The sequence below is a fragment of the Campylobacter insulaenigrae NCTC 12927 genome, assembly GCF_000816185.1.
In the GTDB taxonomy this organism is placed as follows: domain Bacteria; phylum Campylobacterota; class Campylobacteria; order Campylobacterales; family Campylobacteraceae; genus Campylobacter_D; species Campylobacter_D insulaenigrae.
On the sequence record NZ_CP007770.1, the window covers coordinates 595,090 to 611,554 of the forward strand.

A 16,465-nucleotide genomic window follows, 5' to 3' on the forward strand; every position below is an offset into this window, starting at 1 on the left:
AAAATATTAAAGAAGCTTTGAAATAAAGCAAAAATTAGTTATAAAAGCTAATTTCTACTTTACGATTGTCCTGTCTTTGTTGATCAGATTTATCTTTTAAAGGATAATTCTCTTTTCCAAAAGATTGAATTTCAATAAGCTCTGTAAAAGCGAAAAAATGTTTTGCAACATTCATAGCTCTATTTAAACCTATCATATAGTTTGCAAAAGAACTGCCTCTATCATCAGCATAACCTTGTATTTTAATTCTTTTTAATACATTCTCTCTTGCTAATTTTTGATCGATTTGTTGTAATATATCCTCATTACTATACTTATCATAGCCATTTCTTTCAAATAAAAATTTGAAATCTTCGATCTTCATATCAACATAATTATATTTTTTCTTATTTTTTTCAAAAACTATATCTTTGTTATAGATACTTAAATTCATATTATCATTAGGAAGCATTTGTATAAAAATAGTCAAATTATAATCTTGCGAATTTTCAGCAATAGGACGAATCATCTCACTTAATAAGCTAATTCTATAATCACTTAAAGTTTTGCCATCTAGTACATAAACTTTCACAAATTCATTGCTTAATTTTTTTTCATATTTGCTAGTTTTTCCTTTTTCAATGTATTCTTGCATAATATTTGTTTTTATATTTTGTTTTTTTGAGGAAATTTGTGTGTTTTTGTTTATTTTTTCATTTGTATTGGTGTTATTAGTTTTATGATATTGAAGCTTTTCTTGATCTGTCTTGTTTTGTGTTATAGGAGTTGTTGTTAAATTGTAATCTTGTTCGTGTTTTTCTTCTTGAATATCTTTTTCTTCATTATGATATATTGCTGTTTGGTAAGAATTATTGGAATTTAAATCATAGGCATTGTTGCTTTGAGTATTGTTGTAATTTTGATTTGCATTGGAATAATTTTCATATGTTTTCTTATCTTTTGTGTAATCATAAACATAAGTTTTTTCATCATTAAAATACCATATATAAAAACCAATACTTGCACCGAGCAAAATGATAAAAGCAGCACCTAAAGCAATAATACCTTTCATTATTTTTCCTTAAATATTTTAAATTATTTATAATTTTTAATAGAATTTTCTAAAATCGCACTTGCTATTTTTATATCTGCAAATTCTTTTACTTTTACCCATTTGTTTGGTTCTAACATTTTGTAAGTTTCAAAAAAATTTTTAATCTTATCTAAAACTGCTTTTGGTAAATCATTTAAATCTTTGATATTATCATATCTAGGATCAATTTTACTTGTAGGAACAGCAAGTAATTTTTCATCCATACCACTTTCATCTTCCATAATTAAAACACCAATTAAACGGCAAGGAATTACAGCACCAGCTTGAATAGGATATTCGTTTAATACTAAAATATCAATTGGATCACCATCATCAGCTAGAGTGTTTGGTATAAAACCATAATTTGCTGGGTAGAACATCGCTGAATACATTACGCGATCTACCATAACTGCGCCACTTTCTTTATCAAGTTCGTATTTAATATTTGAACCATAAGGAATTTCAATCACTGCATTTAATTTATTCGGATTTTCTCCAATTTTAATTTTACTAATATCCATATTTTTTCCTTTATTTTAATAAATTTTGAATTAAATTTTTAATATCAGCCACAATAACTTCAATACTTCTTTCGCCATTTATAATATGGTGAATATTTTTTTTGGTATAAAAATCAGTTATTTCATCTAAAGGTTCTAAATAAACCTTCATTCTATTATTGAAAACTTCTTCATTATCATCAGCGCCTCTTGCACGCCCTAAAACTCTTTCTCTAGCAACTTCTTCGCTAACTTTAACTTCAATAACACCTTGTAAAATTACTTCAGTTTGTTCTTTTAATACTTTGTCAAATTCTAACATTTGTTCAACACTTCTTGGATAACCATCAATTAAAACAATATTAGTGGGAGCATTTTTTAATGCCGATACAATAGTATTTACAACGACATCTAAAGGCACTAAATTTCCTTTAGATATAAAACTATCTATTAATTTTCCAAGTTCACTACCGCTAGAAACTTCAGCTCTTAATAAGTCACCGGTTGAGTAATGGGTAATATTATTATCATCTTGAGCTATGATACTTGCATCAGTAGTTTTTCCACTACCTGGAGCACCTACAATTAGAAATAGTTTTTTCATTTAATATTCTCCCTTAATTTAATTCCCAATTCTCTCATTTGTTCATTATTGACTTCACTTGGAGCTTGAGTCATAAGACATTGTGCTCTTTGTGTTTTAGGAAAAGCAATAACCTCTCTAATACTCGAAGATTTTGTTAAAAGCATTATAAGTCTATCAAGACCTATAGCAATACCACCATGTGGTGGTGCACCAAAACTTAAAGCATCAAGTAAAAATCCAAATTTTTTCTTTTGCTCGTCTTCGTTAATATTTAAAAGTTTAAATACTTTTTGTTGGATTAAATTCTTGTGAATTCTTATGCTACCACCACCTAATTCTATACCATTTAATACAACATCATAAGCGATAGAGTTAATTTCTTCTATATCTTTTTCTTCAATATTTTTTGGCATAGTAAATGGATGGTGCATTGCAGAATAACTACCATCATCATTTTGTTCAAACATAGGGAAATCAATAACCCATAAGAATTCCAATTTTTTATCATCTATAATACTCATTTCATTAGCTAAAAAAAGTCTGAATCTGCCCATATAATCTAAGACAGTTTTTTTAACTCCAGCTCCAAAAAATACCACATCACCAACCTCTAGCTCACATCTTTGTATTAATGTGTTAAGATCTTCTTCGCTAAAGAATTTGCAAAGTGGCCCTTTAGGACCTTCTTCTTTCATTTGTATAAATGCTAAACCATTTGCTCCGAATTTACGAACAAATTCTTCAAATCTTTGCATTTGTCTTTTTGAAAAAATTTCATCACCTTTTGGAATTCTCAATGCTTTGATGCGATTTTTTTTAGTGTCTTTTGCAATATTTGCAAAAATTTCATTATTTGAGTGTGAAAAAATATCAATTACATCTATAAATTTCATATCAAATCTTAAATCAGGTTTATCAGAACCATAATTTTCCATTGCATCTTTATAGCTCATTTGTTGAAAAGGAATGTTAATTTCCTTGCCACAAGCTTTAAAAATATCTTTTAATAAATTTTCTGCCATATTTATAATATCTTTTTGTTCACAAAAACTCATTTCAATATCAATCTGAGTAAATTCTGGCTGACGATCAGCTCTTAAATCTTCATCTCTAAAGCATTTTGCTATTTGAAAATAACGATCAAAGCCTGAACACATTAAAAGTTGCTTAAACAATTGGGGGCTTTGAGGTAAGGCATAAAATTCTCCCTGATGTACACGAGAAGGAACTAAATAATCCCTAGCACCTTCAGGAGTAGCCTTAGTTAATATAGGTGTTTCAACTTCTAAAAAACCCATATTTGCTAGCGAATTTCTCGCAGCAATACAAGCAGTTGAACGCAAAGCAAAATTATCATATAATTTTTTGTTTCGTAAGTCTAAAAATCTATATTTTAATCTTAATTCTTCATTAACACTCTCATCGCCTATAGCAAAAGGTATGACAGCACTTTCATTCTCAATAGTTAATTCGTTTATAATTACTTCAATTTCACCTGTTTTTAATTTTGGATTTACTAATCCTTCACCACGGGGTCTAATTTTACCTTTAGCTATTAAAATATATTCATTTCTGACTTCAGAAGCTATGTTGTGTGCTTGCTTGTTATCTGCTGGATCGCACACAAGTTGAATTAATCCTGTGCGGTCTCGAAGATCTATAAAAATTACACCACCGTGATCGCGATAAGAATTTACCCAACCACATAATACCACTTCTTCTCCGACATTTTTTATGTCAAGCTCTGTATTGTAATGTGTTCTCAATTTTTTTCCTTAAGCTTGTTTTTTTACTTCAATGTTTGTAATTATATTATTTTATTCTTTTGCTTAGCTAAGTTTTGTTATAATTTTTATATGAATAAGAAAATTAGTATAGAAAAAATTCAAAAAGTTGGTTTATTTTGTCGTAAAAATACAAATTTAAGTGCACAAATTTCAATTTTACAAGATATTTTAAGAGAAAAAAATATCCAATTAATTTTTTTAAAAAATGATAATCTTAATAAAACAACATTAAACAAATTAGATTTTTTAATTTCTTTAGGTGGAGATGGCACTCTTTTATCTTTGTGTAGAAAAAGTTTCAAGTTTAAAAAAGCTATTTTAGGAATTAATGCTGGAAAACTAGGATTTTTAACTGCTTGTTCTTTTGATGAAGTTAGAGATTTTTTTCGGAATTTTTTTAACGGGGAATTTGAAATAGAAACTGCAAAAATGTTGCAAATATCTTTATATAAAGATAATAAAATTTCTAAAAAGTATGCTTTTAATGATGCTGTATTTTCACGCAATAGTGCTTTAATGGCAAATATGGAAGTTTTTTTTAAAGGAAAACTTTTTAATGCGTATCATGGAGATGGTTTAATTATTGCTAGTTCTAGCGGTTCAACTGCATATAATATTAGCGCTGGTGGACCTATAGTTCATCCTTTAAGTGAAATTTTTGTTTTAACCCCTGTGTGTTCTCATTCTTTAACTCAAAGGCCAATAGTTTTACCCTTTGGATTTGAATTAGAATTACAAGTACGACATTGTTTATTATATTTAGATGGTCAAGAGATAATAGATCCCAAAAAATATGAAAAAATTATTATAGGTTTAAGTGAAAAAGAGTTGAATTTTATTCACAGAAAAGATAGGGATTATTTTCAAGTATTAAAAGAAAAATTAAATTGGGGAAAATAATGATAGAAAGCATTTTGATAAAAGAAAATTTAAGTTTTAAACAAGTTAAAATAGATATTCAGCCAGGATTGAGTGTTTTTACAGGTTTGAGTGGAGCTGGAAAATCAGTACTCTTTAATGCTATTTTATCTGCTTTTGCTTTAAGTGAAAGCGAAGCTAAGATGGTAGAGATATTATTAGATGATGTTTTAAGATTAGAAGAATATGGTATAGAAAATGAAGAATTAAATGTTTTTAAATATTTAAAAGATAAAAATACACGCTACTTTGTTAATAATCAACTAATTTCCAAAAAAAATCTTTCATTATTGTCTAAACAATTTGTTAAATATCTTTCTGCTAAAGAAAACAATGAATTTTCCAATGAAAGAATGATAAATTTACTTGATTGTATGTGTGAAAAAAAAGATTCTAATTTTGGAATTTTAAAACAAGAATTTAAGAATCTTTTTAAAATATATCTAGAATACAATAATAAATTAGAACAAATTAAAGATGAAGAAAAAAAGGTTGAAGAGTTGAAAGAATTTACAAAATTTGAAATTGATAAAATTCAAAGTATTAATCCAAAAATAGGAGAGTTTGAAGAACTAATGAGTTTGAAAAAAAAGCTTTCAAAAAAGGATAAAATAGATGCAGCTTGGGTTAAAGCTAGTGCAATTTTTGAATTAGAATCAGCTGTAATTGATGCTTTGCAAATTAGTGAGGTTGATAGTTTATTTTTTTCTGAATGCTTAAATGAATTAAGAGTTATATGGGAAAGTCAGAATTTAGATGATTTTGATTTTGATATAGAAGAGGTGTTAGATCGCATAGAAAAATTATCTTCATTGATTTCAAAATATGGAAGTATAGAAGAGACATTAGAAATTTTAGAAAAAAAACAAAAAGATTTAAATCATTATGAGAATTTAAGTTTTGAAAAAGAAGAATTAGAACAAAAAGTGAAAAAGGTGAAAAAAGAATTAGAAGAAAAAAGCAATAAAATAAGCTTACTTCGTCAAGGAAAAATTACAAAATTAGAGCAATTATTAAATTCTTATCTTTTAAAGCTTTATATGAAGGATATTAAATTACAAATTAAAGAGTGTCATTTAGGAAATTTAGGAAAAGATGAGATTGTTTTAAATATAAATGAAGCAAAGCTGAAAAATCTTAGTTCTGGTGAGCTTAACCGCTTAAGGTTGGCGTTTATTGCTACTGAGTGTAATATAACTAGCGATGGCAAGGGAATAATTTTTTTAGATGAAATAGATGCAAATTTAAGTGGTAAGGAAGCAATGAGTATAGCTGATGTCCTTAAAGAATTATCAAATTTTTATCAAATCTTTGCTATATCACACTTGCCACAACTTTCTTCAAAAGCTAATAATCATTTTTTAGTTGAAAAACACGGAAATGAAAGCGTGGTTAGAAAAATAGAAAATGAAGAAAGGATAAAAGAATTAGCTAGAATGGTTAGTGGGGAAAATATAACTCAAGAGGCAATAGAATTTGCAAGAACCTTACTCTAAAAGCACCAAAAGTAAATTTTGATATGTTATAATAAACTAAATTTAAAATATTTTACGAAAGAGATCAAAAATGGAAGAAAAAATTTTAATTATTGATGATAATAAAATGCTCACAAGGCTTTTAGCAAAAAAGGTAGAAAATACTTTGGGTTTAAAAGTAGATGTTGCTTTTGATATGAATAGCACAAAAGAGTTATTAAAGAATGAGTATTTTATGGCTTTTGTTGACCTTTGTTTGCCTGATGCTCCTGATGGTGAAGTAGTAGATGTAGTTTTAGAAAAAAATATTCCAGCTATTGTTCTAACTGGAAGTAGTGATGGACAAACTAGAAAAAAATTTATGGAAAAAGATATTATTCATTATATACAAAAGGAAAGTGAAAGCTGTATTGATGAAATGTTAAATTCAATTAGAATGCTTCAAAAAAATAATAAAACTAAAATAATCTTAGCTATAGCAAATGTCACTTTACGTTCTGAGATGAAAAAGAATTTGAATAATCAACTTTTTAATGTATTAGCAGCAGCACATGGAGAAGAAGCATTAAATTATTTAAATGATAATCCTGATACAAAATTAGTTATTTGTGATGCAACTATGCCAGTTATAAATGGTGAAGATTTATTAACAGAAATTCGATCAAAATATTCTAAGATAGATATTGGGGTCATTATGGTTGGAGATAAAGATGATGAATTGGAAGCTAGGGCTTTTAGAAAAGGAGTTAATGATTATGTTATACGACCTTTTCAAAAAGAATCGTTAAATTGTAGAGTAAATAATTGTCTTGATTATATGCAAAAATGTGTTTTATTAGACGAATATAGCTTAAACAAAGATCTTTTGACAGGTTTGGATGATTATGCTACTTTTGAAAAGAAATTATTTGATTATCTTGAAGATATTCAAGAAGATGAAGAATTTGCTTTAGCTTTAATTGATATTGATAATTTAGCTACTATTAATTATGAGCTTAGCTACGATTGTGGTGATGGTATTATTAAATATACTGCAAAAAAAATCAATGAGCAAATTCGTGGAATGGATTTGGCAACTAAAATAGAAGATGGAAAATTTTATGTAGTATTAAAACACACTGGTAACAAAGATGCTTTAAAAACTTTTTCTAATATTAGGGTAAATATCTCAAAAGAAAGTGTTTTGATTGCTTTAGATGAAGTTGACTACAGTATTTCTATAGGAGTTGTTTTTGGTGGAAAAAGAAGTCAAGTTAAAGATTTATTAGACAATGCACAAAAAGCTTTAGATTTAGCAAAAGCAAATGGAAGAAATAGGGTAGAGGTATGTTTTTAGATTATGATTTTAAAAATAAAATCATAGATACACATTGTCATTTAGATAGTGAAGCTTATTTTGGATATTTAAATGAAATGCTTTGTAATGCTTTTGAAAATGGGATAGATAAAATTATTATCCCTGGTGCTAGTTTGCAGGATTTGCCGCGAGCAAGAGAGATAGCACATCGCTATAAAAATGTTTATTTTGCCTGTGGAGTCCATCCTTATGATATCGATGATTTTGACATAGATATTTTAAGGGAATTTATTACAGATGAAAAATGTGTAGCAGTGGGTGAGTGTGGTTTAGATTATTATCGTTTAAAAGCTGATGATATTAAAATTAAAGACAAGCAAAAGGAGATATTTGAAATACAAATTTGTTTAGCTATAGAATCTAATAAACCACTAATTGTTCATGTAAGAGAAGCCAATGAGGATAGTTTTAATATTTTAGATAAATATGCAGATAAATTGCGCGGAGGTGTTTTACATTGTTTTAATGCGAGCGAGTTGTTATTAAATTTGGCAAAAAAAGGATTTTATTATGGCATAGGTGGAGTCTTAACATTTAAAAACGCTAAGAATTTACTTGCAATTTTGCCAAAAATTCCCAAAGAAGCGGTGATCTTAGAAACTGATGGACCATATTTGACTCCAGAACCTCACAGAGGAAAGATTAATGATCCTATTTTGACACATTTTGTAGCGCAAAAAATATCACAAATTTTAGATATATCCAAAGAAGAAGTAATAAAAATAACTAATCTTAATGCAAATAGATTGTTTTTTCAAGGTCAAGCATAATGAATAAAAAAATTATTTTTTTCTTATTATTTTTTGTACATACACATTTAGTTGCATTACAAACTAGCCCTGAGTATTATCATCAACAGACGCAAATTTTAAGAAATCTAGATATTGAACCAAATTATTTAAGCGATATGGTGTTTTTGGAATTTAAAGAATCATCTATGGAAATACATTCAAAAACATTAGTTGATACTATGAGAGAATTTTATAAAATTACTCCAATTATTCGCAAAATTTTAGAGAAAGAAAATATTCCGCAAGAATTTTTATATTTAGCTATTGTTGAATCTGGATTAAAAACTCATAGTGTATCAAAAACTAAAGCAGTAGGAGTATGGCAATTTATGAAATCAACCGCACAAACTTTAGGTTTAAGAGTTGATCCTTATGTTGATGAGAGAAAAGATTTGGTTAAATCAACTTATGCGGCTATAGCTTATTTAAGACAATTAAGAGAACAATTTGATAAATGGTATTTAGCGATTTTAGCTTACAATTGCGGTGATGGAAAATTAAGACAAGCTATAAAAGCAGCCAAAAGTGATGATTTAAGAGTATTGCTTGATCCTGATAAAAAATACTTACCATTAGAGACTAGAGTATTTATTAGAAAAATTTTAACTATGGCTTTTTTGGCTAATAATAGTGATTTTTTGATTTCTCAAGATAGTGCATTGTTAAATTATACTTTATTTAATGAGGTGGAAAAAATTTCTATACCTTCTAGTGTATCTCTTAAGGAACTTGCTAAAATTGCAAAGATGTCTTATAAAGATTTTAAAAATTATAATCCGCATTTTCATTATGATTTTACTCCACCTGGAGATAAAGAATACTATGTATATATTCCATTAAATAAAAGTTTTGAATTCAAACAAAATTTAAAAAATACCCAATTGGCTAAGGTGGATACAACTATTCCACATACTAAAATTTATGTAGTAAAACAAGGAGATAGTTTATACACTATAGCTAAAAAACACAATATTAGTGTTGAAACGATTAAAGAATATAACAAAATTAAAGGAAATTTAATTAATATAAATCAGAAGTTAGTTTTAAAAATCAAGGAGAAAAATAATGATAAAATCAAAACTGCTCAAAACACATAAAAAAAAGATGATAGAAAAATCACTAGTGATTGGCTGCTTAGGAGTGTTGTTTAGTGCTTGTAGTATGACGTCTATGCGTACACCTAATGTATATTATCCAGAAAGAGATTTTAAAAGTGTAAAACATAATAACACTACTTTAAAAGGCACAATGAAGCCTTATACTATCAATGGTAAGACATATTATCCTACTGTTGTGGAAGTTGGAGAGACTGCTGATGGTATAGCAAGTTGGTATGGGCCAGGTTTTCACGGTAAAAAAACATCAAATGGTGAAACTTATGACCAGCACGCTTATACAGCCGCTCATAAAACTTTACCTATGAATACCATTGTTAAGGTTACAAATTTAAAAAATCACAAACAAACAACTGTTAGAGTTAATGATAGAGGTCCTTTTGTTACAGGTAGAATTATTGATTTATCTAATGTTGCAGCAAGAGATATAGATATGATTCATACGGGTACAGCACCAGTAAGATTGGAAGTAATAGGATTTGGAACAAGTGCAAATTCAGGTTCAGTTCATACTAATTCTAATTTAGGAAGCAATGGTGAAATAGCAGATAGTGGTCATATATTTCAAGGTGGTGCTTTTATGGTTCAAATAGGAGCATTTAGAAATAGAAGTGGAGCAGAATTAATAGCCAATCGATATCAAAAATATCAATCTTATACTTCCACGATACAAACTAGTTCTAAAGATGGTTTAAATAGGGTGTTTTTAAAAGGATTTAGAAGCGAACAAGAAGCAAGAGATTTTGTTGATAGTGGTTCGTTTCCTGGTGCATTTATAGTGAGAGAATAAAATGATAGAACTTATTTTTTTAGATGTTGATGGTTGCTTAACTGATGGAAAGATTATTTATACTCAAAATTATGGAGAAATTAAAGAATTTAATGTAAAAGATGGAGCTGCCATAGAGGCTTGGCAAAAATTGGGTAAGAAAGTCGCTATTATTACCGGAAGAAATAGCGAATGTGTGTATTTTAGAGCTAGAGATTTAAAGATTGAACTTGTATATCAGGGAATTAGTGATAAATTAGCTTGCGCAAAGGAAATTTTAGAAAAATTAAATTTAGATTTTTCTCAATGTGCTGCTATAGGTGATTATTATAATGATAAGGCTTTGCTTGAAAATGTAGGATATAGCTTTAAACCAAAAGATGCTCATAAGACTTTAAATACACACAGAGTTTTAAATAGAAAAGGCGGTAATGGTGCTGTCAGTGAGATGATAGAAATTTTAATTGAGCATAATAATATGCAAGCGCAATGGGATAAACTTTGGCAATAAAAATTTTTGCTACTTTAATGTGTTTATTTGTTTTTGTTATGGTGATTTTGAGTACGCAAGATCAATATTTATTTAATATAAAGCCACAAAATATTGAGATAGCTAATACTCAAGCTTTTGACGTAATTGATTATGAATTAAATAGTAGTATAGTAAAAGCAAGTTATGAAGCTAGTCGTTGGGTAAAATATCAAGATAAAGATATTTTTGATAATTTTATTACTAGAGGTCTTGATTATAATTTAAGTTCAAATTTGCTTATTAAAGACGAAGTAATGTCTGTTCTGGAAGGAAATGTAAGTTATTTTGATCAGAATAAAACTTCGATTTTTACACAAAAAGCAATTTATAATATGAACGATAAATTTTTATATTCTGATAATAAATTTAAAGCTTATATAGGTTTAAATGAGATTGTTGGAGATAATTTTTTATATAAGATTGAAGATAAAGAGTTAAAGATTCAAAGGATTAAAGCATGGTTTTTAGAATATTAATATGTTTATTTTTAATCAATATTTTTGCTTTAGCTACACAGACAATAGAAGTTAGTGCAAAAGATTTTTATCTTGATGAAAAAAATGAAAAAAGTATTTTAAGTGGCGATGTTGAAGTGAAAAAAGGAGAAGATATTCTTAATTCTCAAAAATTAGTTATTTTTATGAAAAATAAACAGCCTGTTAAATATATCGCTACTAATGATGCTAAATTTAAAATTCATATGAAAGATAAGACATATCATGGTAGTGGCGATGAATTTATTTATGTTGTGGCAAGCGATACTTATGAGATTAATGGTAAAGCAAAAATAATTGAAGTTGAAACTAATAAACAATTATTTGGAGATAAAATAATAGTAGATAGAAAAAATATGACATATCGCGTTATCAGTCAAGATAATAAACCTGCTAAGTTTGTATTTGAAGTAAAAGAATGATACTTAATGCTAAATTTTTACTTTCTGCTTCAAAATTAGATGAGGCTTTAGAACCAATTTGCACCGAAGTAGCTTTCTTAGGTCGTTCTAATGTAGGTAAAAGCTCTTTAATAAATACACTTTGTAAAAATAAAAATTTAGCAAAAAGCTCTTCAACTCCTGGTAAAACACAGCTAATTAACTTTTTTGATGTTGAATGTAAAAAAGATAAGGATAAATTTAAAATAGTTTTTATTGATTTACCTGGATTTGGATATGCTAAAGTAAGTAAAAAAACAAAAGCAATTTGGAATAAAAATTTAGATGAATTTTTAAAAAATCGTACTTCTATAAAACTTTTTATTCATTTAATTGATTCTAGGCATAATAATCTAGATATTGATTTAAATTTAGATAATTATCTAAATTCGTTTTTGAAAGCTGATCAAAAAAAGATTTCTGTTTATACAAAATGTGATAAGCTAAATCAAAGTCAAAAAGCAAAATTGTTAAATTACGATCCTAGTGCAATTTTGGTTTCAAATCTAAAAAAACAAGGTATAGAACAACTAGAATATAAAATTATTAATGAGAGTTTAGGGATTAATGCGAAGTAAAAATTTAATTAAAAATAGATTTGATTTATCTTATGTATTTTTTTATTTTTCATTGATATTTTATCAAATGCTTTCTTCTGTATATTATTGGTTCCCACCTTTATTTGGTGTATTTTTTTGTTATATGATTATACTTTTAAAAGAAAAAGAAAAGACGTTAAATTCACTTGATTTTAGATGGTATTTTTCTCTATTTTATATCTTGTTAATTGATATTATTCATGGTTTTTATATTTTTAGTTCATGGATAGCTTTTTTTGTTTTTTATCATGTATTTGTTGATTGGTTTCAAAGCAAATTAAAATTAGGTCGTTATTTATTGGTAATTTTTACATTATGCGCATATCTTTTCTTGTATGTGCTTGATGTTTTCTTAGCGTATTTAGATAATCAGCAAATTCTCTCATTTGGTTTTGAATATGTATGGTTTTTTGTTTTAGAAGCTTTAGTTTCTTTTGTTATTTTTAAAGGAAAAATTTAAATGCGTTTGCGTTTGGTGATGATATTTATAGCTTGTTTTTTTACGCTTTTGCTTTCAAGAGTTTATTATATTAGTATAAAGTCAAATGTTTATTATGATGAAATTGCTAAGCAAAATGCTATAAAAACATTACCATTGGCACCTGATAGAGGTCAAATTTTAGATACAAAAGGAAGACCTTTAGCGGTTAATAAATTAGGTTTTTCTGTTTCTATAAAGCCATACTTATATATTAAAAAGCAAAATAGAGAACTTTTAGATAAAGAATTACAAGTCATTGTAGATACTTTCCCAGATCAAAATTTTACTAAACTTAAAAAAAATTATATAAAAGTAGATTCTTATTATAATCAAGATTATATAGAAATCATTCCTTTTATAGGATATGATGATATGATTAAGCATTTTACGAAATTAAATTTGCGTGAAAATATACAAATTAAATCTACAACACAAAGATTTTATCCTTATGAATCTTTAGCAAGCCATGTAATAGGTTATGTCGGCAAAGCCAATTTAAACGATATGAATGAAAATGAAATAGCAAGATTAACTAGTTATGCTGGTAGAAGTGGTATCGAGCGCTATTACAATGACATTTTACAAGGTGTTAAAGGGGAAAAGGTTAGCAAGGTTAATGCTTTAAATAAAGAAATTGAAGAGCTTTCTTATAAGAAGCCTAGCTCTAGTAATATTGTCTTGAGTATTGATTTAGATTTACAAGAATATTTAGCCCAAATTTTTGAAGGTTTATCTGGTGCTGCAATAGTTATGGATGTAAAAACAGGATCTGTGTTAGCAGCTGGTAGTTTTCCTGAATATGATTTAAATCCTTTTGTTGTGGGCATTACTCAAGAAGAATGGAGTAAGTTGTCTAATGATTTAAATCATCCTTTTACAAATAAACTTATCAATGGTCTTTATCCTCCAGGGTCTGTTGTAAAGATGGGTACAGCTTTAGCTTTTTTAAATAGTCAAAAAATTAATGAACATCAAAAATTTTTGTGTGATAATAATTTTGAATTAGGTGGTAGAAAATTTAGATGTTGGAAACCTACGGGTCATGGATATATCGATATGAACGGAGCTATTAGAGAAAGTTGTGATGTCTATTTTTACAAAGGTGCTCTTGAAGTTGGAATAGATTTTATTAGTGCAACTTTTGAAAGAATGGGTTTTGGAACAAAAACAGGTATAGATTTACCAAATGAATTTATAGGTACGGTGCCAAGTAAATTATGGAAACAACAAAAATACAATCAGCCTTGGTATCAAGGTGAAACATTAAATACAAGCATAGGTCAAGGAGATTTTTTAGCAACTCCTATGCAAGTAGCTAAATTTACAGCTATGATAGCTACTTCAAAATCTGTAACTCCACATTTTCTAAAGAGCATAGATGATAATACAACTAAAATTATTTTTGATAATAACGAAAGTGTTTTTAGTACTTTTGAACTTGCGAAATTACCTCTTTTAAGGCGTTCTATGTATGAGGTTGCTAATGAGGAAGGTGGAACAACATCAAGATATTTAAAAAAATCTCCAGTTACCATAGCAGCTAAAACGGGAACTGCTCAAGTGATTGGAATTTCACAAAGTGAAAAAAAACGTATTAAGGAAGAGGAATTAGAATATTTTTTTAGATCTCATGCTTGGATTACTTCTTATGCTCCTTATGAAAAACCACAATATGTGGTAGTTGTTTTAATTGAACATGGTAAGAGTGGTAGCAGTACAGGCGGTCCTATGCTTTTAAAAATTTACCAAAAACTTATCGAGTTAGGTTATATAGATAAAAAGTATGTAAAATCAACTTAAATGATTAACATGCCATCACCATAGGAATAAAAACGATATTTTTTATCTATAGCTTCTTGATAAATTTCAAGCGTTGTTTTTCTTCCTATGAAAGATGCCACTAGCATTATAAGAGTTGATTTTGGTAAATGAAAATTAGTAAGAAGGTAATCAACTCTTTGTATTTTATTTTGTGGATGTAAAAATAAGTCACAAAATCCCTCATTTTTTTTGGTTCTTATGTAATATTCTATACATCTAGTAACTGTAGTTCCTATGGCTAATAATTTTTCTTTTGAATTAATCAAATTACAGGTATTTTTATCAATATGAAAATATTCTGAATGCATTTTATGAGCTCTTAAATCTTGACACTCTACACTTTTAAAAGTTCCTGCACCAACATGTAAAGTGGTAGTGTAAATATCATGTTTTTTTCTAAGATTTTGTATCATTTCTTCGCTAAAATGTAAGCTTGCAGTTGGTGCAGCAACCGCACCTTCTTTTTTTGCAAAGATACTTTGATAATTTATTATATCACTATCTTGGTCAGCTCTTTTTATATAAGGAGGTAAAGGAATATGTCCAATGCAGTCTAAAATACTAAAAACTTGATGATGCTTGAGTTTAATATTTTTGGAAAAAAATTCTACAATTCTTGTGCCATCATCATTTAATTTTAATACCTTAGCTTTTAAATTTTCTTTAAAATATAGTTCTTGATTTTCTTTAACTTTGCCTTTTATTTGTACTGCAAAAGTATCATTTTTAAAAGGATTATTAATAAAAAGTTCTATTTTACTCCCCGTTTCTTTTTGACCATAAATTCTTGCTTTAATGACTTTAGTATCATTAAAAACTATAGCACAAGGTGGTAAGATGGAGGCTAAATCTTTAAAGTGTAAATGTAAAATTTCATTTTTTTTTCTAATATAAACTAAAAGTCTTGCATTTTCCTTGGGTAAAATAGGAAAGTTTGCTATTAACTCATTTGGTAGAGTGTAGTCGTAATTAGAAAGTAAAAAATCTTCACTCATTAGCATCTTTTTTACTAGGATTTACTTTTTTAGCTATATAAATTGAAATTCCATAAAGTCCACATAGAGGAAGAGCCATTAAAAATTGTGAGATAATATCTGGTGGTGTCATCATAGCAGCAAAAACAAAGATGATTAAAACTGAAACTCGAAAGTGTTTTTTTAAAAATGTATCATCAATTAGTCCAAGTTTTGCAAAGAAAAAGGTAATTACAGGCATTTCAAAAGCTAAGCCAAAAGCAATAATTAGTTTTGTAAAAAAACCAACATATAAACCAATACTGATTAAAGGTTTGAAGTCTTGAGTTTGTACGCCAAAATCAATTAAAAATTTAAATGCTAAAGGTATGACTATGTAATAACAAAACAAAGCACCTAATGCAAACATAATACTAGCAAAACTCACAAAAGGGATAACTAATTTTTTTTCATTATCATAAAGTCCAGGTGCTACAAATTTCCAAAATTGCCAAAAAATTACTGGTAGAGAAATTAAGAAAGCTGTAAAAAAAGAAACCTTCATTGCTGTAAACAAAGGTTCTTGAAGCTCAACGAAGGTCATTTGTTTAGAAATCTCTGGCAATACAGCTTCAACTGGGGCTTTTAATATGTTTATAATGTACTCATTAAATGCAAAGCATGCAAAAAACATTACCATTACACATGCTACACTGATAAATAATCTTTTTCTAAGTTCTGTTAAATGAGGTTTTAATTCTTCAAACATTTTTAA

At 27.7% G+C, this 16,465-nt stretch carries 18 protein-coding genes; 12 read left to right on the plus strand and 6 right to left on the minus strand.

Annotated features, from left to right (window positions below):
- Positions 1-34 precede the first annotated feature (34 nt).
- Genes CINS_RS07610 through aspS form a run of 4 tightly spaced genes read right to left on the minus strand, consistent with a single transcriptional unit; the run spans position 35 to position 3,924 of the window.
- A complete protein-coding gene (locus CINS_RS07610) occupies positions 35-1,051 on the minus strand; it encodes an OmpA family protein (protein WP_052251959.1) in 1,017 nt (338 codons plus the stop codon).
- Between the two features lie 23 nt (positions 1,052-1,074).
- Positions 1,075-1,593, minus strand: coding sequence for an inorganic diphosphatase (ppa, locus tag CINS_RS03100; RefSeq protein ID WP_039649750.1), 519 nt, complete (start codon positions 1,591-1,593; stop codon positions 1,075-1,077).
- Between the two features lie 10 nt (positions 1,594-1,603).
- Positions 1,604-2,176 (minus strand): adenylate kinase, encoded by a 573-nt coding sequence (locus tag CINS_RS03105; RefSeq protein ID WP_039649752.1) that lies wholly within the window; start codon positions 2,174-2,176, stop codon positions 1,604-1,606.
- Positions 2,173-3,924: an aspartate--tRNA ligase gene (gene aspS / locus CINS_RS03110; protein WP_039649755.1), complete on the minus strand. Its 1,752-nt coding sequence runs from the start codon at positions 3,922-3,924 to the stop codon at positions 2,173-2,175. The genes CINS_RS03105 and aspS overlap by 4 nt, the downstream gene beginning before the upstream one ends.
- Before the next feature lie 90 nt (positions 3,925-4,014).
- On the opposite strand from aspS, the gene CINS_RS03115 reads away from it, so the two are divergent.
- The 12 genes from CINS_RS03115 to mrdA all read left to right on the plus strand — a co-directional run bounded on the left by CINS_RS03115 (position 4,015) and on the right by mrdA (position 14,716).
- Positions 4,015-4,845, plus strand: coding sequence for an NAD(+)/NADH kinase (locus tag CINS_RS03115; RefSeq protein ID WP_039649757.1), 831 nt, complete (start codon positions 4,015-4,017; stop codon positions 4,843-4,845).
- Positions 4,845-6,359, plus strand: a complete 1,515-nt coding sequence (locus CINS_RS03120; protein ID WP_039649759.1) for a DNA repair protein RecN — start codon at positions 4,845-4,847, stop codon at positions 6,357-6,359. Before CINS_RS03115 ends, CINS_RS03120 begins: the two co-directional genes overlap by 1 nt.
- Positions 6,360-6,429: 70 nt before the next feature.
- Positions 6,430-7,674, plus strand: coding sequence for a bile resistance response regulator CbrR (gene cbrR / locus CINS_RS03125; RefSeq protein ID WP_039649760.1), 1,245 nt, complete (start codon positions 6,430-6,432; stop codon positions 7,672-7,674).
- Positions 7,665-8,465: a TatD family hydrolase gene (locus CINS_RS03130; protein WP_039649762.1), complete on the plus strand. Its 801-nt coding sequence runs from the start codon at positions 7,665-7,667 to the stop codon at positions 8,463-8,465. The genes cbrR and CINS_RS03130 overlap by 10 nt, the downstream gene beginning before the upstream one ends.
- The gene (locus CINS_RS03135) at positions 8,465-9,583 is read left to right on the plus strand and encodes a membrane-bound lytic murein transglycosylase D (protein WP_039649764.1); all 1,119 of its coding nucleotides are present in this window, start codon (positions 8,465-8,467) and stop codon (positions 9,581-9,583) included. Before CINS_RS03130 ends, CINS_RS03135 begins: the two co-directional genes overlap by 1 nt.
- A 7-nt stretch (positions 9,584-9,590) precedes the next feature.
- On the plus strand, positions 9,591-10,391 hold the full coding sequence (locus CINS_RS03140; RefSeq protein WP_126437504.1) for a septal ring lytic transglycosylase RlpA family protein: 801 nt from the start codon (positions 9,591-9,593) through the stop codon (positions 10,389-10,391).
- 1 nt (position 10,392) lies between these two features.
- Positions 10,393-10,881 (plus strand): 3-deoxy-D-manno-octulosonate 8-phosphate phosphatase, YrbI family, encoded by a 489-nt coding sequence (locus CINS_RS03145; RefSeq protein WP_039649766.1) that lies wholly within the window; start codon positions 10,393-10,395, stop codon positions 10,879-10,881.
- On the plus strand, positions 10,872-11,378 hold the full coding sequence (locus CINS_RS03150) for a hypothetical protein (RefSeq protein ID WP_039649769.1): 507 nt from the start codon (positions 10,872-10,874) through the stop codon (positions 11,376-11,378). Before CINS_RS03145 ends, CINS_RS03150 begins: the two co-directional genes overlap by 10 nt.
- On the plus strand, positions 11,360-11,818 hold the full coding sequence (locus CINS_RS03155) for an LptA/OstA family protein (protein ID WP_039649770.1): 459 nt from the start codon (positions 11,360-11,362) through the stop codon (positions 11,816-11,818). The genes CINS_RS03150 and CINS_RS03155 overlap by 19 nt, the downstream gene beginning before the upstream one ends.
- Positions 11,815-12,414, plus strand: a complete 600-nt coding sequence (yihA, locus tag CINS_RS03160; RefSeq protein ID WP_039649772.1) for a ribosome biogenesis GTP-binding protein YihA/YsxC — start codon at positions 11,815-11,817, stop codon at positions 12,412-12,414. Before CINS_RS03155 ends, yihA begins: the two co-directional genes overlap by 4 nt.
- Positions 12,404-12,895 carry a hypothetical protein gene (locus CINS_RS03165; RefSeq protein ID WP_039649774.1) on the plus strand — a complete coding sequence of 164 codons (492 nt, stop codon included), beginning with the start codon at positions 12,404-12,406 and terminating at the stop codon, positions 12,893-12,895. Before yihA ends, CINS_RS03165 begins: the two co-directional genes overlap by 11 nt.
- Positions 12,896-14,716, plus strand: a complete 1,821-nt coding sequence (mrdA, locus tag CINS_RS03170) for a penicillin-binding protein 2 (RefSeq protein WP_039649776.1) — start codon at positions 12,896-12,898, stop codon at positions 14,714-14,716.
- Here the strand turns inward: mrdA and queA are convergent.
- Both queA and tatC read right to left on the minus strand, forming a co-directional pair.
- On the minus strand, positions 14,713-15,732 hold the full coding sequence (gene queA / locus CINS_RS03175; protein WP_039649778.1) for a tRNA preQ1(34) S-adenosylmethionine ribosyltransferase-isomerase QueA: 1,020 nt from the start codon (positions 15,730-15,732) through the stop codon (positions 14,713-14,715). The two genes, mrdA and queA, sit on opposite strands and share 4 nt — an antisense overlap.
- Positions 15,725-16,459 (minus strand): twin-arginine translocase subunit TatC, encoded by a 735-nt coding sequence (gene tatC / locus CINS_RS03180; protein ID WP_039649780.1) that lies wholly within the window; start codon positions 16,457-16,459, stop codon positions 15,725-15,727. Before tatC ends, queA begins: the two co-directional genes overlap by 8 nt.
- Between the last annotated feature and the right edge of the window lie 6 nt (positions 16,460-16,465).